Here is a 22,472-nt window from a genome sequence, read left to right on the forward strand (position 1 = left end):
CCCGAACCGCTTCCCCGAGTAAAGGACGCATCGCCCTTGCGCCGACCTGCAATACCGCCTGCCCACGCCCGCTCTCAGTGCACCGCGAAGGAGGTGATTGTGAATGGCTGACCGCCTCCTGACCGTGGCCGAGGCCGGCGAGCTGCTCGGCACGGGCGAGCGCTTCGTCCGCCGCCTCATCGCCGAGCGCCGTATCCGCTACGTCAAGCTCGGCCGCCCGGTGCGCATCCCTGAGAGCGCGGTCGCCGAGTACGTCGAAGCGCGCACCGTCGAGCCGGTCCGCCGCAGCCGTGCCCACTACGGGAAGGCGGCCTGATGGCGCGACGCAAGCCGCAGCGGCGGCGCGAGTTCGGCACGGTACGCAAGCTCGCCTCCGGCCGGTGGCAGGCCCGCTACATTGGCCCCGACGGTCAGCGGTACACCGCACCGGAGACGTTCGAGACCAGGTCCGACGCCCAGGACTGGCTCAACCTCGTCCGTGCCGACATCGAGCGCAATGTATGGCGCGATCCGGATGCCGGTGCGGTCAACTTCGAGAAGTACGCACTGCGTTGGATGGAGGAGCGCGGCCTGGCCCCGACCACGGTCGACCGCTACGACGGCCTCCTGCGCCTGCACATCCTGCCGACCTTCGGCGGCAAAGACCTGGACGAGGTGACCCCGCCCACGGTCCGCACGTGGCGAGCCGAGCGCCTGAAGGCGACCGGTGCCACCACGGTCGCCAAGTCGTACCGGCTGCTGAAGGCCATCCTGCAGACCGCGGTCGACGATGACCTGCTGCCCAACAACGCGTGCCGCATCAAGGGCGCAGGCAAGGAGGAAGCCGACGAACGCCCCACCGCCACCATCGAGCAGGTCTTCGACCTCGCCGACGCCATGGGCCCACGCTGGCGCCTGATGGTCCTGCTCGGCGCCTTCGCTTCCCTCCGCCCGGAGGAACTGGCCGAACTGCGCCGTCACAGTGTCGATCTCGACGAATGCTCGCTACGCGTCACGCACGCGTCCCCGAGCTGACGAATGGAAGACGGGTCACCGGCGACCCCAAGACCCGCGCGGGCAAGCGCACCGTGTACCTGCCCGACTTCATGCTCCCGGACCTCCGCCGCCACCTCCAGTGGTTCGCCGAGAAGGAGCCGGACGGCCTCCTCTTCGTTGGCGAGAAGGGCGCCCCCTTCCGCCGGTCGACCTTCGGCCGTAAGTGGCGCAAGGCGAGGACCAAGGCCGGGATGCCGGACAACTTCCGCTTCTACGATCTCCGGCACACCGGCAACACCCTCGCCGCCGACACCGGCGCCAAGCTGAAGGACCTCATGGTCCGCGCCGGCCAGTCCTCGGAGCGGGCCCAGCTGATCTACCAGCACTCGACGGCGAAGCACCAGCGCAAGCTCGCGCAGGGAATCGACACCGAGGTACGGCAGCAGCTCGGCGAGTCAGCTGCTGGCCGACGGCGTTCCCGCGAGGCATGACGATGTCTGGAGCGCGGCCCGGCCGGACCCGTTCTGGCCGGGCCCGGCCGCCTTCCTCGCCCAGTAACGGTCTCTACGGCACCGTGCGCCCCTCGTGCCCCCTTGAGGGACGGCCGTGATTGAGATCAGCTTTCCCAGTATGTGCTGTCAGGGGAGCTGTGGTCGGCACTGGCCGACCAAGTGGAGGGGGAGCAATGGCGAATAAGTTGGTGTTCGTCTCGCCTGGACAGAAGGAGCTGATCGGCAAGGCGGTGGCGCTCGGTGATCGTTACACCAAGACGCTGGGGCTGCTGACACCGCCTGCTTACCGCAAACACGCGGAGGACGGTGGCCTGCTGGCAGCCGTTGAAGCGGATGAGGTGATCGGGTACGCACTGTTCGGGCTGCCGAAGAGGAGTGCGCACATACGCCTTGCCCACCTGTGCGTGGCGGAAGAACAGCGCGGCAGGGGCATTGCACGCATGCTGGTAGATGAGATCACCTCGCGCTACCCACAGCGGCTCGGCATCAAGGCCAAGTGCCGGCGGGACTACGGCCTCAGCGCAATGTGGCGGAGCCTGGGTTTCGTCCCGCACGGCGAAGTCCGAGGGCGCGGTCGGGACGGCGAAATCCTCGACGGATGGTGGCTGGACCTCGGGCATCCGGACCTGTTCGCCGAAGTGGAGAGCGACGCGCTGCTGGCGGTGACAGTCGACCACGGCGTATTCACCGATCTGCGCGGACTCGCCGACACGGCCGAGGCTGAGCAGTCCCGCGCTCTGGAAGCAGGCTGGATGACGGATCTGGTCGAGCTCGCCTACACACCTCAGCTCGTCCACGAGATCCGGGACCTCACGGACACGGCCGAGCGCCAGCACCAGCGGGCGGCCCTCACGGGCCTGCGCAAGCTGTCCCCCGTCCCGGCCGCTGTAGACGAGCGAAGCGCTGAACTGCTCCAAGCCGCCACGCAGGCGCTGCCGGACATGACCGTCGACGCAGAGCTACGGCGCTGTTTGCAGTACATAGCCGAGACGTCGTGTGCCGGACTGCAAGTCCTGGCGACGCGAGACCCATTGCTCGCGCGCTTGGCCGACGTAGCGTGGGAGGTTGCCCGCGTCCGCGTCGTGTCACCGGCCACGGTGACGCTGCACGTGGACGAGCTGCGACAGGCCCAGATGTACCGCCCAGCCGATCTGATGGGCACGGAGTTCAGGTCCAGTGAGGTGGCGCCGGGTGCGGAAGACACACTGGTCGCGTTCTTCCACCAGTCGGGCCACGACGACGGTTCGGCTTTTGCCGAGCGGCTGCGCTCCCTTAACAAGGGAACGATCGCATGGCACCGCGAGCTACTGCGCGACGGAGAGGGCCGCCCCGTCGCCCTTTACGCATGGGCCCTGGACGGACGAACCCTGATCGTCCCCGTCCTCCGCACGGCCGGCCACCCACTGGAAGAGACACTGGCACGACAACTCCTCTTCCTGCTCAAGCGCCTTGGGCGCGACTACGGCGCCGAGATCATCCGCATCAGCGATCCTCATCCCTCCGAGGTCGCCAAGACCGCGGCAGGGGACGACGGGTACTTCGAGCACGACGGCAGACTCGTCGCCTTCCTAGTGAATGTATGCGGGACGGCCGCCGAGGTAGAGGCCGTGGCCGGTGGGCTCGCCCGCGAGCTGACCGTGGAGACGACCACGCTCCGGGCTGGGATGCCGGCCGAGGTGGCCGCCGTAGTGGAGCGGGCATGGTGGCCGGCGAAGGTCATCGACTCCGAGCTGCCGTCCTTCCTGCTGCCTATCAAACCCCGCTGGTCGACCGAGCTGTTCAATGTCCCCGCCATGCTCGTCCCGCGGAGTGACGTCCTGGGCATCAGCCGGGAACATGTCTACTACCGCTCCTCCGGTCGTCGTGGGGAGAGTGTCCCCGCGCGCCTGCTCTGGTACGTCAGCGAGGGCAAGTCCGCAGTCGAAGGCCAAATGGTGGTGGGTAGTTCGCGACTCGACGAGGTGCTCATCGACACACCGGACACCCTGTTCTCGAAATTCGAACACCTGGGCGTATATGGTCGGGCTGAGGTTCAAGAAGCCGCTGATGCCTCCGGCCATGCCATGGCGCTGAGGTTCTCGGACACCGAGATCTTCCCCAAGCCGGTGACGCTGCGGCGATTGACCTCGCTGGCCAGGGACCTGGGACTACCGTGGTCGTCGAACTCGCTGATCTCGCTGTCGAAGATCAGCAACGAGCTGTTCCAGGCGATCTACAAAGAGGGGCACCGAACGACGTGAGCGATCCGGAACGCGCGATGCTGCTGTCCGTCCACCCGCGCTTCGCCACCGCGATCCTGGCCGGCAGCAAGACGGTGGAGGTCCGCCGCCAACGCGTCGCCGCGCCTCCCGGAACGCCGGTTCTCCTCTACGCGACCGCGCCCACCATGGCCCTGGTGGGCATGGCGCGCATCGTCTCAGTCCACGTGGCTTCCCCCAGGGAGGTCTGGTCGGCGCATCGTGCCCAGACAGGGATCACCCAACGCGAGTACGACGCCTACATGAGCGGCGCTGCCCAGGCCAGCGGTCTCACGCTGGAAGATCCCGTGTCGTTCGACGAACCCGTGCCGCTCAGCGCGCTGCGCGCCACGGGTGCCTTCCATCCTCCGCAGAGCTACCGCTATATGAAGAGCGGCGATCTCCGGCAGGTGGCCGAAGCTGGCCCTGTTGTGGGCACTGCCCTTCGCGAGGCGTTGGGTGGCCTGGTGCTCGCGTAGTGAGAGCAGGTGAACGATACGGCGCGGTCATCGGCGCCGACCGGTTGACTCACCTGGGTCAGGCGAAGAGCAACGTCGCCCACTGGCTCCCAGGAACGACGCCGCCGTGATGGGAGCACGCTCCCTGCTGTCCGATGGACGTAGAGGGCCATCCGTCCAGGCAGTGCGCGGGCGTGGGCATCACCACGCGGCTGACTTCTGAAGGCGCCTGCCGTATACGGGAGGCTTGGCCTATGTAGAGATCGCTGAAGCACTCCCGGTGATCGAGCACGACTTGCGCGGCCTGCCCGGCGAGGTCGCGCTTCTCGCTGTACGCCGCCGCGATGTCCGACTCTGTAGCCGACGTCGCGTCGATGTCTCCGAGGCCGTCAGGGAAATCGGGGCCGAGCTGCAGGTGGAGAACGCTCGGGTCGATGGCCGGCACAAGAGGAACCCGTACCGCCTGCGCCTTGTCGCTCAACCTGCGTGCCTTGGTGCGGAGCGGGTTGCACGCGGCCTCGTGCTGCTCGTCCGTCCAGGAGTCCCAGGCGCAGGAGCCCAGGCCGACCAGCAGGGCGAGGGTGACGACGCCGAGGCCGACGTGCATCCTCCGCCGTTCTCGTTCGGCCCGCAGTCTTGCCCTCTCGGCTCGGGCTTCTGCCTCCGCCTTTGCCGCTTCGCGCTCGGCCCGTGTCGCGTGATGGCGGCAGCCCCGGCCGATCTCTTGGGGGAGCTTGCACGGCGTCCCCTTCTGCATGGAGCGCCCGCACCGCGGCGATGGTCGGTGTCTTCGAGAGCGGCTGTACCTGGGGGACATGTCGCGCATTGTGAACCACCAGCTCGCCTGGCCGGGGTAGAACGGTCGAAGCAGGGCTGGCGCGGTCGAGGCCCGGCGCCATCCTTCAAATCGCCCTTTGCGACAGTGACTTGTTCACCGTTTGCTCGACCTGTGACCGGGGTCACTCAAAATGCGTCTCGCTATTCGAGACACTCCGGCGCTGTTGGGGTCGAGCTGGCGCTCCAGGGCCCTCTGGGTGGCCGCTTGACCTGCACTTAGGGCACGCAGAGGGCACGCCACCCTCAAATTGGACTAGACAACAAACAAACCCCAGGCCGCTGACCTGGGGTTTCATCACAGAGCGGGTGACGAGAATCGAACTCGCGCTCTCAGCTTGGGAAGCTGATGTTCTACCATTAAACTACACCCGCGTAAGACGCCGACCTGCGGAAACCCCGCTTCGGTGTCCGAACGCTCGCCCACTGTACCTCATCCCGGACCCCAGGTGCTCGGCCCCTGGGGTCTGTTGCTGCGCAGGCATGTGAGGCGGCTGCGGGGGTACCGAGTTGGGGCGTACGGTGGGAGCGGAGTGCCGCCTGGAGGGCCGTTCCTTTGATCCCGTAGTGTGGCTTTTGTCGTCAGGCAAGCAGCAGCCAGACGCGGCTCTTGGGGAAGGGACTCAAAGGACTTGATGGAGCGCACCGTCGTCCGCTGTGCCGATGGGCACGTGTTCACCACCGCTTCGTTCCCGATGCAGCAGGCCGAGCGCCTCGGCCCCGGCCGGCTCGTTCGCTGTCCGCGCTGTGCGCGGCTGCGCAGCGTCGTGCCGGTGAGCCTCGAGAAGCAGTAGCGGTCGAGCAGCAGCACCACCCAGCACCACCGCAGCACCACCCAGCACCACCGCAGTACCCGGGCGCGTGGAGCCGTCACGATTGTGGCTGCTCCGCGCGCCTTGCGTATCCTCGGGGCGTGCTTCTCTCAGACAAGGACATCCGGGCCGAGATCGACGCCGGGCGGGTGCGGATCGAACCGTACGACGACTCCATGGTGCAGCCGTCGAGTATCGACGTGCGCCTCGACCGGTACTTCCGGGTGTTCGAGAATCACCGGTACCCCCACATCGACCCCTCCGTCGAGCAGCCGGACCTGACGCGGCTCGTGGAGCCGGAGGGCGACGAACCGTTCATCCTGCATCCCGGGGAGTTCGTCCTCGCCTCCACCTACGAGGTCATCACGCTGCCTGACGACCTTGCCTCCCGGCTGGAGGGGAAGAGCTCGCTGGGGCGGCTGGGGCTGGTGACGCACTCCACCGCCGGGTTCATCGACCCCGGGTTCTCCGGGCACGTGACCCTGGAGCTGTCCAATCTCGCGACGCTGCCGATCAAGCTGTGGCCGGGCATGAAGATCGGGCAGCTGTGCATGTTCCGGCTCAGCTCGCCCGCCGAGCACCCGTACGGCAGTGAGCGCTACGGGTCGCGCTACCAGGGGCAGCGGGGGCCCACCGCCTCGCGGTCCTACCTCAACTTCCACCGGACCCAGGTGTGAGCGGGGCAGGCATGAGCGACAACCGCGAGAACCTGACCTACGAGCAGTTCGGGCGGGCCGTACGCGAGCTCGCGCAGACCATCGCCGACGACGGGTACCGGCCCGACGTCGTGCTCTCCATCGCCCGGGGCGGTGTCTTCGTGGCGGGCGGGCTCGCCTACGCCCTGGACTGCAAGAACATCCACCTGGTGAACGTGGAGTTCTACACGGGGGTGGGTACGACGCTGGAGATGCCGGTCATGCTCGCGCCGGTGCCCAACGCGATCGACTTCACCGACAAGAAGGTGCTGATCGCGGACGACGTCGCCGACACCGGCAAGACGCTCAAGCTGGTCCACGACTTCTGCCTCGAGCACGTCGCCGAGGTGCGGTCCGCCGTGATCTACGAGAAGTCGCAGTCGCTCGTGAAGTGCGAGTACGTGTGGAAGCGGACCGATGAGTGGATCAACTTCCCGTGGTCCGTGGAGCCGCCCGTGGTGCGGCGCGACGGGCAGGTGCTCGACGCCTGAGGGCAGGACGCGACGATGCCTGAGGGCAGGACACGACGACGCCTGAGGGCAGGACACGACAGAGGGCCCCGGCTGCCGCCGGGGCCCTCTCGCTGTGCCGGTGGCGCCTAGAACGTGCCCAGCTTGACGATCGACACCAGCGCGATCAGCTGGATCGCCGACGCGCCCAGCGCCTTCGGCCACGGCAGGTCGTGGGAGCGGCTGACCATGAGGGTCAGCAGGGCGCCGGCCGCGACCCAGGTGGCCCAGCCGAGCAGCTGGACGAAGGTCGCGTCGCCGCCGAGGAACATCGCCACGACCAGGCGGGGCGCGTCCGTGAGGGACATGATCAGCATGGACAGGCCGACCGTGGGCTGCCAGGCGCCGTCGCCGCCGAGCTGGCGGGCCAGGGTGTGGGTGACCACGCCCAGCACGAAGGCGCTCAGCACCATCGCGACGGCCGTCGTCAGGACGATCGGGATGGCGTTCGACAGGGTCGCGTTGATCGCGTCCTCGCGGGCGCCGTCGAAGCCGAAGACCGCGAGCAGGCCGTAGAGGAAGGTCACGATGAGGGCCGGGCCCCACATCGTGTAGTCCCGCATCTGCAGGAACGTCTGGTTCGGGGAGAGGAAGATCCCCTTCAGCAGGGCCTTCCAGTGCAGGCGCGGGCCGATCGGGCCGGGGGGCGCGGCAGCGCCCGCGCGGTAGGTGTCGCCCTGGGTGTAGGGGTCCTCACCGATCGCGAAGGCCTGGGTGTGGCCCGGGTTGTTCGCCGCGTACGGGTCGGGGCCGGCGGGCTGCGGCGGGTGGCCGCCGTCGCCGAAGTACTCCGGCTCGTCCCGCCCGCCGTAGCCACCGCCGCCGGTACCGCCCGGCCACGGGCCGCCGCCGGTGCCGCCCGCGCCGTACGGCGGCTGCTGCGGCGGGTACGGCTGCGGCGCCGGCGGGTAGCCGTACGACGGCCCCTGCGGCGTCTGCTGTCCGTACGGGGGTTGCTGCGGTCGCGCGTGAGGAGCGCCGTTGTTCCGGCCGCGTCCGATCCTGAATCCAGCCACGTCTTCGAACGTACCTGGTCCTGGAGGGTGGCGGGCCGGGCCCGGGTGTCCGGGCCCGGCTTTGCGGCCGAGCTGTGACATCCCCTAAGGGGAGCAACTGGCGTTGTCCGGTGAGGTGTCGGGGTCCTGCCGTACGGGTCCGTGATCCGTCACTGGGCGATCGCCCAGCCGAAGGCGTCCCCGCCCTTGACACCGGCGTCGCGGGCCGAGAGGAACGTCGCGCCCGAGGTGGTCAGGCCCGTGGCGGTGCCGCGCAGCACGGTGACGGCGCCGTAGCCGTTCTCGTAGCCGGCGCCGGTGACGAGGTCGGCCTTGCCGTTCTTGTCGAGGTCGACCAGGCGGACCGTCATGCCGAAGGCGTCCCGGTACTCGGAGGAGCCGGGTACGCCGGCGGTGTCCTGCGAGTACGACGTGGCGCCCGCGGCGCTCAGGCCGGAGGCCGAGCCGAACAGGAGGGTCACCGAGCCCGCGTCCTGCACCGAGCCGAGGTCCTCGCCCCAGGTGCCGACCGCCACGTCGGCGTAGCCGTCGCCGTTGACGTCGCCCGCGGACAGCGCCGAGCCGAACAGGTCGCCGCTCTCGCCGGCGCCGGGCACGCCTGGGGTGTCCTGGTGGATGACGGTGGGCTGCTGCGCGGGGTCCGGGCCGTTCGCGCCGCCGTACCAGACGGTGATCTGGCCGCCCTTGTGGCCGCCGGGCTTGCCGCTGCGCGGGTCCTCGTAGTCGCCGAGGATCAGGTCGCCGTACCGGTCGCCGTTGACGTCGGCGATGACGGCCTTCTGGCCGTCGGCGGCCGGCAGGCCGGCCAGGGCGTAGTCCGACTCGGGGTGGGCGTCCCAGTTGCCGGGGTCGTACGTGAAGTACGCGATCGTGCCGCCGGGGTCGCCGTCCACGAGGTAGGGGTAGACGCGCTCGGCGTCGCCGTCGCCGGTCAGGTCGCCCGCGGCCACCTCGTAGGTGGTGCCGAGTTCCCCGACGCCGGTGTGGTTGAGCGGGGTGCCGCTGCGGGTGAACGGGCCGTGGTGGAGGTGGGTGTGGTTCTGGCCGGTGACCGTGACGTCCGGCTTGCCGTTGCCGTCGAAGTCGCCGACGGCCACGCCGGAGCCGTAGCCGCCCCACTCGTTGAGCTCGGACGCGGGCGGCTGGGGCAGGGCGGCGCCGCCGGACAGGCCGGAGGGGCCGCCCCACAGCACGGTGACCGTGCCGACGCCCTGGCGGTCGCCGATGGACTCGAACGGCGAGCCGACCACCAGGTCCGTGTACCGGTCGCCGTCCAGGTCGCCGGAGGCCAGGGCCGCGCCGAAGCGGTCGCCGGACTCGGCGGCGCCGGGCACGCCGGTGGAGTTCTGGGTGATGACGGTCTTCCGGGACGCCGAGACGCCGGAGGACGAGCCGTACAGGACGACCACGGCGCCGGCGTTGCGGACCGAGCCGGCGTCCGCTCCCATGGCCCCGATGGCGACATCGCGGTAACCGTCGCCGTTGAAGTCGCCGGACAGGCCCGAGGGGGCGGCGGAGGCCGTCGCGGGCAGGGTGGTGAGCAGGCCGGTGGTCAGGGCCGCGGCCAGCAGGAGGGCGCGCTTGCGCAAGGCGGGACTCCAGGCAGGAAGGCGGGCCGGGCCCTGGCGGACCCGGCCGTGCAGGAAGACGGGCCGGGCCTTGGCGGACCCGGCCGTGGTGGAACGGTGGGTAGGGCTCAGTCGGCGAAGTTGGCGCCGAAGTTCGGGTAGCCCGTCGTCGACACGCCCGAGGCGCTCGGGGAGACGGTCCGCGCACCGGCCGTGGTGATCTTCGAGCCGTTGGACGGCAGGTAGAGCACCGCGCCGTTGCCGGTGTTCTCGTATGAGCCGGCCAGCAGGTCGGCCCGGCCGTCGCCGGTGACGTCGTCGAGCTTGACGTCCGCGCCGAGCATGTCGCCCTTCTCGTCCTCGCCGGGCACGCCCGGGCTGCTCTGCGCGAAGGACTGGGCGCCGGAGGCGGTGTTCAGGCCGGAGGCCGAGCCGTACAGGACGGTGAGGGCGCCGGCGTCGGTGACGCTGCCGATGTTCTCGCCGGCGACGCCGACCACCAGGTCCTGGAAACCGTCGCCGTTGACGTCGCCGAGGTCCAGCTCGTAGCCGAAGTAGTCGTTCTTCTCGGAGGTGCCGGGGACGTTGCCGGTGTTCTGGGTGACGCTGGTGGTGGATCCGACGCCGCTCGGGGCGCCGTAGGTGATCCACACCTTGCCGCCGTCGGAGGCCTCCGGGAAGCTCACGCCGTCGCTGTCGGTCTTGTTCCAGTACATGCCGGTGACGATGTCGCCGTAGCCGTCGCCGTTGATGTCGCCGATGCCGGTGATGACGCCGGCCTTCAGCGGGCGGGCGTCGCCGACGGACAGGCCGCCGTCGGTGCCGGGCACCAGGAAGTTGGTGTTCCAGCCCTGGTCGGTGTCGTTCTCGAAGCCGTCGACCACGAGGTCGGTGCGCTTGTCGCCGTTGACGTCGCCCGCGGTGAGGTTGAGCGGGCCGCCGGACTGGATGTCGGGCTTGATGGTGTAGCGGCCCTTGACGGCGGTGCCGGAGGCGGTGAAGCCGCCCTTGTACACGTAGATGGCGGTGGAGGTGTTGCCGACCGCCAGGTCCGCCGTGCCGTCGCCGTCGAAGTCGCCGGCCGCCAGGCTCTTGCCCCAGCGGTCGTGCGAGCTCGGGGCGGGGTCGGCGAGGGTGACGCCGGTGCCGGTGATGCCGTTGGCCGAGCCCCACAGCAGGGCGACGCCGCCGCCGTCGACGTCGCTGCCGACGTCCTCCAGCGGGGAGGAGACGGCGATGTCGTCGTAGCCGTCGCCGTTGAAGTCGGCGTAGGCGGTCTCGGCGCCGAACACGTCGCCGGTCTCGGCCGTGCCCGGGTTGCCGGCGGTGTTCTGGCTGATCACGGACCGCTTGGCGGAGGAGACGCCGGTGCCGGTGCCGTACAGGACGACGAGCTGGCCGGCGTCCTTCTTGCCGTTGACGTACGCGCCGGAGGCCGAGAAGGCCACGTCGCCGATGCCGTCGCCGTTGAAGTCGGCCTGCGGGACGTGGGTGGAGTCGGCGGCCGTCGCCGGCGAGGCCGCGAACGTGAGCAGACCGCCCGTCAGCGCGGCCGCGGTGGCCGTCGCGAGGGCGAGTCGCAGGTGGGCGCGCCGGTGCGGGCGCGGGTGCTGGTGCATGCGGGGTTCTCCTGCGGCATGCGGGGATGCCCGGGGGCATCCGCAGACGATGAGGTGCCGGGCCCGCGTCCGTGTCCGCCGTTCACCGGGGGTCGGCCGGGCGTTCACGGGGCGGTCGGCGATCAGGAGACCGCTGGTGGGACGTAAGGGTTGTACGTGAGTTCGGTAAATCTGGGAGCCGGATGGGACGTGACCGTCTCCCCGGTCCACCTCCGGCAGGGCCATGACCCGGGCCCTCCTGTCCCGTGCTCTTGTTAAGGTCGCTGCGTGGATCTGGGGGTGACAGCGGCTCTTTTCGAGGTGTGTGCGGGTGCGGGCGCCCTGGCGTGGGCGGCGTACATCTTTGTGAGCGGGCTGCGTGAACACCGGCGTAAAGTCACGGCAGAAGTCGAGATCCAGGGCTCCTTCACACTGCCGACGGGCCGCTCCTACCGGTTCACTCCGGTCAGTTCGACGACCGGCGAGCCGTCCAGGGAATACGCCGGTACGCCACAGGAATTCGACGACCTGGATTTCTCGGAGGGCGACCGGGTGCGGATCGACTTCGATCCCGGCTATCCGTTGTTCTTCTATCCGGCCGGGAAGTACCCACGAGCCCGCCTCTGGCCCGTCGCACTGGCCGCGGGGGTCCTCGGCAGTGGGACGGCGGGTCTGGGGATCGTCAATCTGCTGTGAGCGGGGATCGGCTGTCCGCGCCACCGAGCCGGTGCCCGGCCCCGCCCCGGCAGCGGGCAGGATGGGGGCATGAGCGTAGTCAAGATCAATGTGCTGACCGTTCCCGCCGAGCAGCGGGAGATCCTGGAGAAGCGGTTCGCCCACCGCGCCCACGCCGTGGAGAGCTCCGACGGGTTCGAGTGGTTCGAGCTCCTGCGCCCCGTCGACGGCACCGACAAGTACCTGGTCTACACGCGCTGGCGGGACGAGGAGTCCTTCCAGGCCTGGCTGGAGGGCCCGATGAAGGCGGCCCACCAGGGCGGCGGCGAGGGCGGGGAGCGGCCCAAGCCCGCCGCCTCGGACTCGACGCTGTGGTCCTTCGAGGTGGTGCAGCAGTCCGGGCCGAAGGCGGAGTAACCACGGCGGTGAAGCCGGTGGCGGGGCGGCCGGGGAGGCCGTGTCAGGCCCCCAGGGCTCCCCGCACCACCTGCGCCAGTTCCCCGACCGCGACCGCCAGCGGGGTTACGGGCTGCACGAACGCGGTCAGCCGGTCCAGCGCGCGCCGCAGGACCGGCTGCTGCGGCTCCTCCTCCTCGAGCTCCTCGCGCAGCCGCCGCAGCTCCCGGCCTGTCGCGTCCGGGTCGGCCAGCTCCTCGCGGTGTTCCTCCAGCAACCGCTCGACGTACGCGAGGAGTTCGGCCGTACGGGCGTCCAGGTGCGGCCCCTGCTGGTGGAAGCCGACCGAGTTCGAGAACGCCTGGGCGCGGTGGCCGATCGCCTGGTTGCCCACGTAGTGGGTCCCGCCCTTGATCACCAGGCCGTTGTTGACGGGCGGGTCGGGACGGACGTCGTCGTGGCCCATGGAGGACTCCTTACTGCTGGGAACCGGCGGCGGCACCCGCGGCGGCCGGTCCCGACGGCCGGGTGACGTGCTGCGTGGCACTGGCCCCGGCGCCGATCGCCTGGTTGCCGATGATGCTCATGCCGCCCTGCTGGATGAGGCCCTGGTTGAGGATGGTCTGCTGCTGGGCGCGGAAGTCGGTGGTGTCGTAGCCGCGCGTGTCGAGGAACTCGCGGATCGCGGCGAGGGTGTGGCGTTCGACCGCGGCCGTGATCCGTCCGGCGTCCACGACCTGGAAGTAGTTGTGGTACCGGGGGCTCATCGCGATCTCCCGGATGCTCAGCCGGGCACCGTAGTCGAAGCACGGGTCCTGTTCCATCGCGGTCCGTTCGTCCCCCATGCGCCGGCTGTGCCGGGCCTCGAAGCGGGCGTGGCGCAGCGCCCGGAACGGCGCGCCGAGGAACGCCGGGCCGGTGTGGGCCAGCGCGGCGGCCAGCACCCCGCGCCGCCGCTCGGGCGTGAGCGGGTCGGGCAGGCGGTCCACGACGTGGTAGGCGGCGTCCACCGGACCGAGCACGTGGTTGTCGCAGTACAGGTGCAGCGTCGTGCCCGCGGTCGAGAAGTGCAGGAACACGCTCGGCACCACGTCCCCGCCCCACAGCGGCACATGGACGGCCAGGCAGTGGCGTACGGTGCCGGTCGGACGCAGCATGATCTCCTCGACCGCCTCGGGCGACAGCCGGGCGGCCGGGGACAGGCGGGTGGGCAGCAGGAAACGGCTGTCGTCACGGATGGCCGTACCGCTCGCGAAGATCCGGTCCTCGACGGTGAGGGACCGCAGGGCCTCGGCGTCGGCGCTGCCGCGCGCGGCGGCCGCGCGGAGCCGTGCGCGGACGTGCTCGACGAGGTCGGGGACGGTGAACGGCTCCGGCTCGGCGGGCCGCGCGGCCCGGTCCACCGGGTCGTCGGCGGGCAGCAGCGGCACGGACAGCGACCAGGTGGAGAGGGCGTCGGCGTACCCGATGAACGGGGAGAACCCGCTGTAGACGGTGACGTTGCCGTCCCGTGCCTCCTCGACGGCCTCCAGCCGTTCCGCGATCCATTCCCGCCGCGGTACGGGCGGCAGGTCCTGCCCGGCGAACGCCTCGCGGGTCAGGGTGGTGCGCAGCAGCCGGTCGGTGTCCAGGGCGTCGTCGACGACCGTCACGTACGCGAACACCACCGCGCCGATGGAGGCGAGCCCGGCCGGCACCCCGCCCAGGTAGGCGCCGCACAGCCAGGCCGGGAACCCGGAGACGGGCCAGGACCCGACGAGGGCGGCGAGCGGGAAGGCGCACAGCAGCAGCACCCCGGCCGTGATCCCGGTGCTCACCAGCACCGTGCCGCGCGGCTCGGGACGGCCGCGGGTGGCCAGCGTCGGCCGGGCGCGGCCCCCTCCCGCGAGGACCGACAGCACCGTCGCGGCGAACAGCAGCCACAGCGGGGCGAGCAGGGCCACGACGCCGAACGCCGTCGCCAGCCGCAGGTCACGCCGGTACCGGAGCTCCCTGGCCGCCAGGCTGTGGTGGACCACCGCCACCAGGTCGGTACCGGGCGAGGGCGCCACGGCGCCGGGCTCGTCGGCCAGGACCTCCTCCACCACCCGGTCGGCGAACCGCTCGTCGAGGTAGGCCGCGGCACACAGATACCGGGTCACGTCCCCCGGTACGCGCCCGACCGGCATGTGCAGCTGCGGGTTCGCCATACCGACTCCTTCCTTTCCGTGCCGGACCTTCCTGTGACGGAGCGACGCCTGCGCCGCGCCGACCGCCCCGGAGATCCGTACGCCCACGGCGGAGGCGGGGGCCCGGCTCGCCGCGGGGGACAGGATGGCGAGGAGCGCGCCGAGCGCGAGGCCGAAGGAGAGGGGAGCGCTCAGCAGGTAGCGGAGCAACCCGTCGGCCCGCGGGCGGAACGTGTCGACGAAGACCATGAGCAGGCACCACCACAGCACGGCCACCAGTTGTGACAGCAGCACGCCCGTGACGAGGCAGCCGAGCCGGCTCCGGGCGCCCGGGCCCGGCATCCGGGCGGCGACGAAGGCGAGCGCCACGAGCAGCACCACGATGCTGACGTTGTTGACGACCGGCACCGCCCCGTCGCGGCCGGCCTCCAGGAACAGCCAGCCGGCGTCGTTCAGCCCCAGCACCATCCCGCGGTGGCTCCCGTCCGGCGACAGCGACCAGCCGGGGAAGAGGGCCCCTTCGATCAGCCACCGCGCGCTGCTGCTGTTGTAGGGGCTCGCGGCGAGGTCCCAGTACAGGTTCACCAGGGGTCCCTGAACCCAGGGGCTGCCCAGCAGGAGCACCAGCAGACACAGCACAGCGGCCCGTCCCCGTGGGGAGAGCCGCGCCTCGGGCGTCATGCGTCTGGGCAAGAGCACTGGGGTCCCCCGTCGTCGATCCCCGGCATCCGGCGCCGCACAGGGTGCTTCCCCGTTCGCGACAGCCGTGAACCCTGAAGACGCGTGGGGCGACGGCGGGTTGAGGACAATGGCCGGATGTCACCGACCCCGGGGACGACGACACCCCCCGGCCCGCATGGGCCAGGGGGTGTCGAGGGAAGGGGCGGGGGACGCTACTTCACCGGCTCCGGCTCCGGCGCGTCCTGCGACTCGGCCGAACCCGCCGGGGGCTCGTCCTCGTCCTGGGCGGCCGGGGTCTTGACGGAGTCCAGCAGCAGCTGGGCGACGTCGACGACCTGGATGGACTCCTTGGCCTTGCCGTCGTTCTTCTTGCCGTTGACCGAGTCGGTCAGCATCACCAGGCAGAACGGGCAGGCCGTGGAGACGATGTCGGGGTTCAGCGACAGCGCCTCGTCCACCCGCTCGTTGTTGATGCGCTTGCCGATCCGCTCCTCCATCCACATCCGGGCGCCACCGGCGCCGCAGCAGAAGCCGCGCTCCTTGTGGCGGTGCATCTCCTCGTTGCGCAGGCCCGGGACCTTGCCGATGATCTCGCGCGGCGGCGTGTAGATCTTGTTGTGGCGGCCCAGGTAGCACGGGTCGTGGTACGTGATGATGCCCTCGACCGGGGTGACCGGGATGAGCTTGCCCTCGTCCACCAGGTGCTGGAGCAGCTGGGTGTGGTGGATGACCTCGTAGTCGCCGCCGAGCTGCGGGTACTCGTTGCCGAGCGTGTTGAGGCAGTGCGGGCAGGTGGCGACGATCTTCTTGGCCGACTTCGGCTTGCGGGACTCCTCGGTGACCTTGCCCTCGTCGTCCAGCTCCTCGCCGAACGCCGTGTTCAGGGCCATCACGTTCTCCATGCCGAGCTCCTGGAAGAGGGGCTCGTTGCCCAGGCGGCGGGCGGAGTCACCGGTGCACTTCTCGTCGCCGCCCATGATCGCGAACTTCACGCCCGCGATGTGCAGCAGCTCGGCGAAGGCCTTGGTGGTCTTCTTGGCGCGGTCCTCCAGGGCGCCGGCGCAGCCGACCCAGTACAGGTACTCGACCTCGGACAGGTCCTCGATGTCCTTGCCGACGACCGGGACCTCGAAGTCGACCTCCTTGGTCCACTCCAGGCGCTGCTTCTTCGCCAGGCCCCAGGGGTTGCCCTTCTTCTCCAGGTTCTTGAGCATCGTGCCCGCCTCCGAGGGGAAGCTGGACTCGATCATCACCTGGTAGCGGCGCATGTCGACGATGTGGTCGACGTGCTCGATGTCGACGGGGCACTGCTCGACGCAGGCGCCGCAGGTGGTGCAGGACCACAGCACGTCCGGGTCGATGACGCCGTTCTCCTCCAGCGTGCCGACCAGCGGGCGCTCGGCCTCGGCCAGGGCGGCGGCGGGGACGTCCTTCAGCTGCTCCTCGGAGGCCTTCTCCTCGCCCTCCATGGTCTTGCCGCCGCCGGCCAGCAGGTACGGCGCCTTGGCGTGCGCGTGGTCGCGCAGCGACATGATCAGCAGCTTCGGGGACAGCGGCTTGCCGGTGTTCCAGGCCGGGCACTGCGACTGGCAGCGGCCGCACTCGGTGCAGGTGGAGAAGTCCAGCAGGCCCTTCCAGGAGAAGTGCTCGACCTGCGAGACACCGAAGACGTCGTCCTCGCCCGGGTCCGCGAAGTCGATCGGCTTGCCGCCGGAGGTCATGGGCTGGAGCGCGCCGAGGGCGGTCTCACCGGTGGCGTTGCGCTTGAACCAGATGTTCGGGAACGCGAGGAAGCGGTGCCAGGCCACACCCATGTTGGTGTTGAGCGAGACCGTGATCATCCAGATCATGGTCGTGCCCAGCTTGATCATCGCGAACAGGTAGACGAGGTTCTGCAGCGTCGCCACGCTCAGGCCCTTGAAGGCGAGCACCAGCGGGTACGAGGCGAAGTACGCGGCCTCGTAGTGGTCCACGTGGTGCAGCGCGCCCTCCAGGCCGCGCAGCACGTAGATGGCCAGGCCGATGGTGAGGATGACGTACTCGACGAAGTACGCCTGGCCCATCTTCGAGCCCGCGAACCGCGACTTGCGGCCCGGCCGGGACGGCAGGCTCAGCAGGCGGATGACGATCAGGACGAGGATGCCCAGGGTCGTCATCGCGCTGATGAACTCGATGTACAGCTCGTACGGCAGGAAGCCGCCGAGCACCGGCAGCGTCCAGTCGGCCTGGAACAGCTGGCCGTACGCGGTGATGATCGTCGGCGGCAGCGTGAGGAAGCCGATCGCGACGAACCAGTGGGCGATGCCGACGATGCCCCAGCGGTTCATGCGCGTGTGGCCGAGGAACTCCTTCACCAGCGTCACGCTGCGCTGGTAGGGGTTGTCGGTCCGGGTGCCGGCCGGGACCGGCTGGCCCAGCTTGAAGTACCGGACGAACTGGCCGATCGCGCGTGCGAGCAGCGCAACGCCGACCACGGTCAGGACCAGCGACACGATGATCGCGGCGAGTTGCATGGGGGCTCCTCGGGCCTGCGAGGGGGTCGTCGGGGGACGCCTTCTTCGGATGGCTCTCTGAAGGGTTCCCCGAGATTACTAAGCGGTAACTTATGCAGTCCGTCTGAGACTACCCCTATCCTCCGCCGCACTGTAGCCGGGTGCGGGGTGATCTGAATCGCTGAGGGTTGCCTGAGGGCGGCCGGCGTTGCCTCGTGTTATTCACGAGAAATCGGACTTTTCGCCCCTAACTTATATCCGTGCTCTACGGGATCGCCGCCGCCACCGCCGCCCTGCTCCTCTCCGCCGTCCTCACGCCCCTGCTCCGGCCCCTCGCGTTGCGGGCCGGCGCGCTCGACCGGCGACGGCCCCGGGCCGTACCGCTGTTCGGGGGCGTGGCCGTGCTGACCGCCACCGGGCTGCTCGCCGCGGTCGGCGACCGGGCCGGCGTCGTGCCCCTGGACGGCGGGGTCGGCAGGCTGCTCCTCGCCGGGACGGCGCTCGGGGCGCTCGGGCTCGTCGCCGACGCGGGGCGGCTGCGGCGCCGGGTCCTGGCGGCCGGGACGGCCGTCGCCGCCGTGCTGGTCGTGCCGTACGGGGAGACCGGGATGCCGGGCGGCCTGCTCGCGGCCTGCTGGATCGTCCTGGTCACCCTTGCCTTCCTCGGGCTGGACCACGCCGACGGGCTGGCGGGCACGGTCGGGGTCGTGACCGCCTTCGGGCTGGGGGCGTGCGCGGCGGCGGAGCTGATGGACGGGGTCGCGGTGCTGATGAGCGTGCTGGCCGCCGCGCTGGCCGGCTTCCTCCTGCACAACTGGCATCCGGCGCGGATCGGGCTCGGTGCGTGCGGCTCGCTGTTCACCGGGTTCCTGCTCGCCGCGGCGGCGGTCCTCACCCGGGCCGGCCACGGGCTCGCCTCCAGTACGGGCGTCCTGTTCGCCCTCACCGCCGTAGCCTGCGCCGACGCACTCCTGGTGACGGTCTCCCGCCGCGCGTCCGGCCGCCTCCTGGGGCACAGCGCCCCCGACCACCTCGCCCACCGCCTCCGCCGCCTCGGCCTGACCCCCCAGGGCGCGGCCGCACTCCTGGGCCTCGCGGCGCTCGCCGCGGTCCTCACCGGCGTCCTGACCCACACCGGCTGGGCGAACGGGAGCACGCCCCTGTGGGTGGCGGCGGGAGCGTCGCTGACGGTGGTGGCACTCCTGCGGGTGCCGGTGTACGAGCGGGGGGCTCGGGGGGCGGGCGGGGCGCCTGGCCGGCGGGCGGGGCGGAGGCGGGGTGGGGGGCCTGGTCGGGCTGCTGGGGTGGTGTCGGCCGGGGGGTCTGGTCGGGGTGCTGGGGTGGTGTCGACCGGGGGGTCTGGTCGGGGTGCTGGTGGGGTGTCGACCGGGGGGTCTGGTCGGGGTGCTGGTGGGGTGCCGGGGCGGGTGCCTGGCGGGGCGCGTGGCATGGAGCCGGGCGGAGTGGTCGACGGGGCGCGTGGTCTGGTGCCGGGCTGGGTGCGCGGCAGGTCTGCCGGGCGGGTGCCGGGCGGAGCGGTCGCGGGGACGCCCGGGCGCGGGCCCGGCCTGGCGGCCGGTGGGGTGCCCGGCAGGGCGACGGGCTTGACGGCCGGCCGGGTGCCGGGTGGGGCGTCTGGCGGAGCCACCGGCCGGGTTCCTGTGGCGGCGTCCGGTCGGGTGCCCGTTGCGGGGGCCGGGCAGTCGGCTCGGTCGGCGGCCGAGGGGGCGTCCCGGCGGGCATCCGGTGAGTGAGGGGGTGCGGCCGGGTGGCTGGCCGGTGCCGGGTACGGCGTCGGGCGGAGCGACCAGCCGGGTTTCTGTGGAGGCGTCCGGTCGGATGCCCGTTGCAGGGGCCGGACAGCCGGTCCGGTCGGCGGCCGAGGGGGTGTCGGGGCGGGCATCCGGTGAGTGAGGACGGCTCTCGGGGCGTTCGAGCGACCAGACGGTGGTGCACCTGGGCCAGGTGTCCAGCGGGGACGCCCACTTGGACAAACGACGGCCCACCCAGTCAGGCCGCGCAGGAGATTGGGCCGTGTCGGCCGGCTGTGCCGTAGCGCGCCCTGCCAGGTGGATGCTCCCGGCGCCCGGCCGGTCGGCCCGCCACGCCCTGTGCGTGAGGCCGGCCACCAGCCCTGGTGCGCGTACACGCAGGTCAGCGCCCACTTGCGTGTAAGGGATGGATAAGAGTTGAGCCCAGCCGACTCAGCTCTGTTGACCCCGGGTCGAGCGTCAGGCACACTTGAGTCCGTTCCACTCAAGTCAGCTGGAGGAATCACAATGGCACGTGCGGTCGGCATCGACCTGGGCACGACTAACTCCGTCGTCAGCGTTCTGGAGGGCGGCGAGCCCACCGTCATCACCAACGCCGAGGGCGCCAGGACCACGCCGTCCGTCGTCGCCTTTGCCAAGAACGGCGAAGTGCTCGTGGGTGAGGTGGCCAAGCGCCAGGCGGTCACCAACGTGGACCGGACGATCCGGTCGGTCAAGCGTCACATGGGCACCGACTGGAAGATCGAGCTCGACGGGAAGCCCTTCAACCCGCAGCAGATCTCCGCGTTCATCCTGCAGAAGCTGAAGCGGGACGCCGAGGCCTACCTGGGCGAGAAGGTCACCGACGCGGTCATCACCGTCCCGGCGTACTTCAACGACGCCGAGCGCCAGGCCACCAAGGAGGCCGGCGAGATCGCGGGCCTCAACGTGCTGCGGATCGTCAACGAGCCGACGGCGGCGGCGCTGGCCTACGGTCTGGAGAAGGAGGACCAGACCATCCTCGTCTTCGACCTCGGCGGCGGCACCTTCGACGTGTCCCTCCTGGAGATCGGTGACGGTGTCGTCGAGGTGAAGGCCACCAACGGCGACAACCACCTCGGTGGTGACGACTGGGACCAGCGCATCGTCGACTACCTGGTCAAGCAGTTCCAGGCCGGCCACGGCGTGGACCTGTCCAAGGACAAGATGGCGCTGCAGCGTCTGCGCGAGGCCGCCGAGAAGGCGAAGATCGAGCTCTCCTCCTCGACCGAGACCTCGATCAACCTGCCGTACATCACCGCCTCCGCCGAGGGCCCCCTGCACCTCGACGAGAAGCTCACCCGCGCCCAGTTCCAGCAGCTCACCAGCGACCTGCTGGAGCGCTGCAAGGTGCCGTTCCACAACGTCATCAAGGACGCCGGCGTCTCCATCAACGACATCGACCACGTCGTCCTGGTCGGCGGCTCGACCCGTATGCCCGCCGTCGCCGAGCTCGTCAAGGAGCTGACCGGCGGCAAGGAGGCCAACAAGGGCGTGAACCCGGACGAGGTCGTCGCCGTCGGCGCCTCGCTCCAGGCCGGTGTCCTCAAGGGCGAGGTCAAGGACGTCCTGCTGCTGGACGTCACCCCGCTGTCCCTCGGTATCGAGACCAAGGGCGGCATCATGACCAAGCTGATCGAGCGCAACACGACCATCCCGACCAAGCGCTCGGAGATCTTCACCACGGCCGAGGACAACCAGCCGTCGGTGCAGATCCAGGTCTACCAGGGCGAGCGCGAGATCGCGGCGTACAACAAGAAGCTCGGCATGTTCGAGCTGACCGGTCTGCCCCCGGCGCCGCGCGGCGTCCCGCAGATCGAGGTCTCCTTCGACATCGACGCCAACGGCATCATGCACGTCACGGCGAAGGACCTCGGCACCGGCAAGGAGCAGAAGATGACCGTCACCGGCGGCTCCTCGCTCCCGAAGGAAGAGGTCGACCGCATGCGCGAGGAGGCCGAGCGCTACGCGGAGGAGGACCACAAGCGCCGCGAGGCCGCCGAGGCCCGCAACCAGGGCGAGCAGCTCGTCTACCAGACCGAGAAGTTCCTCAAGGACAACGAGGACAAGGTCCCCGGCGAGATCAAGACCGAGGTCGAGGCCGCCGTCGCCGAGCTGAAGGAGAAGCTCAAGGGCGAGGACACCGCTGAGATCCGCTCCGCCACGGAGAAGGTCGCGGCCGTCTCCCAGAAGCTCGGCCAGGCGATGTACGCCGACGCCCAGGGTGCCCAGGCCACCGCCGGCGGTGCCACCGCCTCCGACGGCAAGGCCGACGACGACGTCGTCGACGCCGAGATCGTCGACGACGAGCGGAAGGACGGTGCCGCGTGACGGAGGAGACCCCGGGCTTCGACGAGCAGCAGCAGGCTCAGCAGGGCCAGCCGCAGCAGCCCGACGTCCCCTCCGGCGCCGCCTCCGACGACGCCGAGCCGAAGGCCGCCTCCGCTCCGCAGCAGGAGGAGGGGGCGGCCCCGGCCGGGGACGCGGGCCAGACCGCGGGCCTGGTGGCCCAGCTGGACCAGGTGCGCACCGCGCTGGGCGAGCGCACCGCGGACCTCCAGCGGCTCCAGGCCGAGTACCAGAACTACCGCCGCCGGGTCGAGCGCGACCGGATCGCGGTCAAGGAGATCGCCGTGGCGAACCTCCTGACCGAGCTCCTGCCCGTGCTCGACGACATCGGCCGCGCGCGGGAACACGGCGAACTGGTGGGCGGCTTCAAGTCCGTCGCCGAGTCGCTGGAGACGACCGTCGCGAAGATGGGCCTGCAGCAGTTCGGCAAGGAGGGCGAGCCCTTCGACCCGACGATCCACGAGGCCCTGATGCACTCCTACGCGCCGGACGTCACCGAGACGACGTGCGTGGCGATTCTCCAGCCCGGGTACCGGATCGGCGAGCGCACCATCCGCCCCGCGCGGGTGGCCGTCGCCGAGCCGCAGCCCGGCGCGCAGACGGTCAAGCCGGCCGAGGAGGACAAGGCGGCGGAGCAGTCCGACTCCGCGGAGAGCAAGGAGAACGGTGGCCCGGACGAGGGCTGACGTTGGAACTGACGCAGGAGA

The 22,472-nt window shown here is 70.6% G+C and carries 17 protein-coding genes, 1 tRNA gene and 2 pseudogenes; 12 read left to right on the plus strand and 8 right to left on the minus strand.

Annotated elements, in window-relative coordinates:
• The first annotated feature begins 103 nt into the window (after positions 1–103).
• The 4 genes and pseudogenes from AB0K80_RS11155 (at position 104) to AB0K80_RS11170 (ending at position 4,203) form a co-directional block, all read left to right on the plus strand.
• Positions 104–316 carry a helix-turn-helix domain-containing protein gene (locus AB0K80_RS11155; protein ID WP_365668151.1) on the plus strand — a complete coding sequence of 71 codons (213 nt, stop codon included), beginning with the start codon at positions 104–106 and terminating at the stop codon, positions 314–316.
• A pseudogene (locus tag AB0K80_RS11160) lies at positions 316–1,466 on the plus strand (site-specific integrase). The gene AB0K80_RS11155 and the pseudogene AB0K80_RS11160 overlap by 1 nt, the downstream one beginning before the upstream one ends.
• A gap of 194 nt (positions 1,467–1,660) precedes the next feature.
• Entirely contained in the window at positions 1,661–3,727 is a 2,067-nt protein-coding gene (locus AB0K80_RS11165; RefSeq protein ID WP_365668153.1) for a GNAT family N-acetyltransferase, read from the plus strand.
• A complete protein-coding gene (locus AB0K80_RS11170) occupies positions 3,724–4,203 on the plus strand; it encodes an ASCH domain-containing protein (RefSeq protein ID WP_365668154.1) in 480 nt (159 codons plus the stop codon). The genes AB0K80_RS11165 and AB0K80_RS11170 overlap by 4 nt, the downstream gene beginning before the upstream one ends.
• 58 nt (positions 4,204–4,261) lie before the next feature.
• Here the strand turns inward: AB0K80_RS11170 and AB0K80_RS11175 are convergent, their stop codons facing one another.
• Entirely contained in the window at positions 4,262–4,789 is a 528-nt protein-coding gene (locus tag AB0K80_RS11175; protein WP_365668155.1) for a hypothetical protein, read from the minus strand.
• Between the two features lie 531 nt (positions 4,790–5,320).
• Positions 5,321–5,391 (minus strand) — tRNA-Gly (locus AB0K80_RS11180).
• A gap of 260 nt (positions 5,392–5,651) precedes the next feature.
• Here AB0K80_RS11180 and AB0K80_RS11185 point away from each other — a divergent pair.
• The 3 genes from AB0K80_RS11185 (at position 5,652) to AB0K80_RS11195 (ending at position 7,014) form a co-directional block, all read left to right on the plus strand.
• Positions 5,652–5,810, plus strand: coding sequence for a hypothetical protein (locus AB0K80_RS11185; RefSeq protein ID WP_365668157.1), 159 nt, complete (start codon positions 5,652–5,654; stop codon positions 5,808–5,810).
• A gap of 119 nt (positions 5,811–5,929) precedes the next feature.
• Complete coding sequence (dcd, locus tag AB0K80_RS11190) at positions 5,930–6,505, plus strand: dCTP deaminase (RefSeq protein WP_365668158.1); 576 nt, start codon at positions 5,930–5,932, stop codon at positions 6,503–6,505.
• A gap of 11 nt (positions 6,506–6,516) precedes the next feature.
• Positions 6,517–7,014 carry a phosphoribosyltransferase gene (locus AB0K80_RS11195; protein ID WP_365668160.1) on the plus strand — a complete coding sequence of 166 codons (498 nt, stop codon included), beginning with the start codon at positions 6,517–6,519 and terminating at the stop codon, positions 7,012–7,014.
• A 107-nt stretch (positions 7,015–7,121) separates the two neighbouring features.
• On the opposite strand, the gene AB0K80_RS11200 is transcribed toward AB0K80_RS11195, so the two are convergent.
• The 3 genes from AB0K80_RS11200 to AB0K80_RS11210 form a co-directional block, all read right to left on the minus strand.
• On the minus strand, positions 7,122–8,129 hold the full coding sequence (locus tag AB0K80_RS11200; protein WP_365668162.1) for a Yip1 family protein: 1,008 nt from the start codon (positions 8,127–8,129) through the stop codon (positions 7,122–7,124).
• Positions 8,130–8,197: 68 nt separating this feature from the next.
• Positions 8,198–9,637: an FG-GAP-like repeat-containing protein gene (locus AB0K80_RS11205; protein WP_365668164.1), complete on the minus strand. Its 1,440-nt coding sequence runs from the start codon at positions 9,635–9,637 to the stop codon at positions 8,198–8,200.
• 107 nt (positions 9,638–9,744) lie between these two features.
• Positions 9,745–11,235 (minus strand): VCBS repeat-containing protein, encoded by a 1,491-nt coding sequence (locus AB0K80_RS11210; RefSeq protein ID WP_365668165.1) that lies wholly within the window; start codon positions 11,233–11,235, stop codon positions 9,745–9,747.
• 267 nt (positions 11,236–11,502) lie between these two features.
• Between AB0K80_RS11210 and AB0K80_RS11215 the strand changes: the two genes are divergently transcribed.
• The gene (locus AB0K80_RS11215; protein ID WP_365668167.1) at positions 11,503–11,910 is read left to right on the plus strand and encodes a hypothetical protein; all 408 of its coding nucleotides are present in this window, start codon (positions 11,503–11,505) and stop codon (positions 11,908–11,910) included.
• Positions 11,911–11,979: 69 nt separating this feature from the next.
• On the plus strand, positions 11,980–12,306 hold the full coding sequence (locus AB0K80_RS11220) for an antibiotic biosynthesis monooxygenase (protein WP_365668169.1): 327 nt from the start codon (positions 11,980–11,982) through the stop codon (positions 12,304–12,306).
• A gap of 43 nt (positions 12,307–12,349) precedes the next feature.
• Here the strand turns inward: AB0K80_RS11220 and AB0K80_RS11225 are convergent, their stop codons facing one another.
• The 3 genes from AB0K80_RS11225 to AB0K80_RS11235 form a co-directional block, all read right to left on the minus strand.
• The gene (locus tag AB0K80_RS11225) at positions 12,350–12,751 is read right to left on the minus strand and encodes a DUF5955 family protein (protein ID WP_365668171.1); all 402 of its coding nucleotides are present in this window, start codon (positions 12,749–12,751) and stop codon (positions 12,350–12,352) included.
• A gap of 10 nt (positions 12,752–12,761) precedes the next feature.
• Positions 12,762–15,146, minus strand: coding sequence for a hypothetical protein (locus AB0K80_RS11230; protein ID WP_365668173.1), 2,385 nt, complete (start codon positions 15,144–15,146; stop codon positions 12,762–12,764).
• 200 nt (positions 15,147–15,346) lie between these two features.
• Positions 15,347–17,647 carry a (Fe-S)-binding protein gene (locus AB0K80_RS11235; protein WP_365668175.1) on the minus strand — a complete coding sequence of 767 codons (2,301 nt, stop codon included), beginning with the start codon at positions 17,645–17,647 and terminating at the stop codon, positions 15,347–15,349.
• Between the two features lie 239 nt (positions 17,648–17,886).
• Here AB0K80_RS11235 and AB0K80_RS11240 point away from each other — a divergent pair.
• From AB0K80_RS11240 to grpE, 3 genes and pseudogenes are all read left to right on the plus strand, one after another.
• A pseudogene (locus AB0K80_RS11240) lies at positions 17,887–18,846 on the plus strand (MraY family glycosyltransferase); the annotation flags it as partial.
• 1,059 nt (positions 18,847–19,905) lie between these two features.
• Positions 19,906–21,747, plus strand: a complete 1,842-nt coding sequence (gene dnaK / locus AB0K80_RS11245; RefSeq protein ID WP_365668177.1) for a molecular chaperone DnaK — start codon at positions 19,906–19,908, stop codon at positions 21,745–21,747.
• Entirely contained in the window at positions 21,744–22,451 is a 708-nt protein-coding gene (gene grpE, locus AB0K80_RS11250; protein ID WP_365668178.1) for a nucleotide exchange factor GrpE, read from the plus strand. The genes dnaK and grpE overlap by 4 nt, the downstream gene beginning before the upstream one ends.
• Positions 22,452–22,472 lie beyond the last annotated feature (21 nt).

Origin of the sequence: Streptomyces sp. NPDC052682, from assembly GCF_040678435.1 — a bacterium.
Classification (GTDB): domain Bacteria; phylum Actinomycetota; class Actinomycetes; order Streptomycetales; family Streptomycetaceae; genus Streptomyces.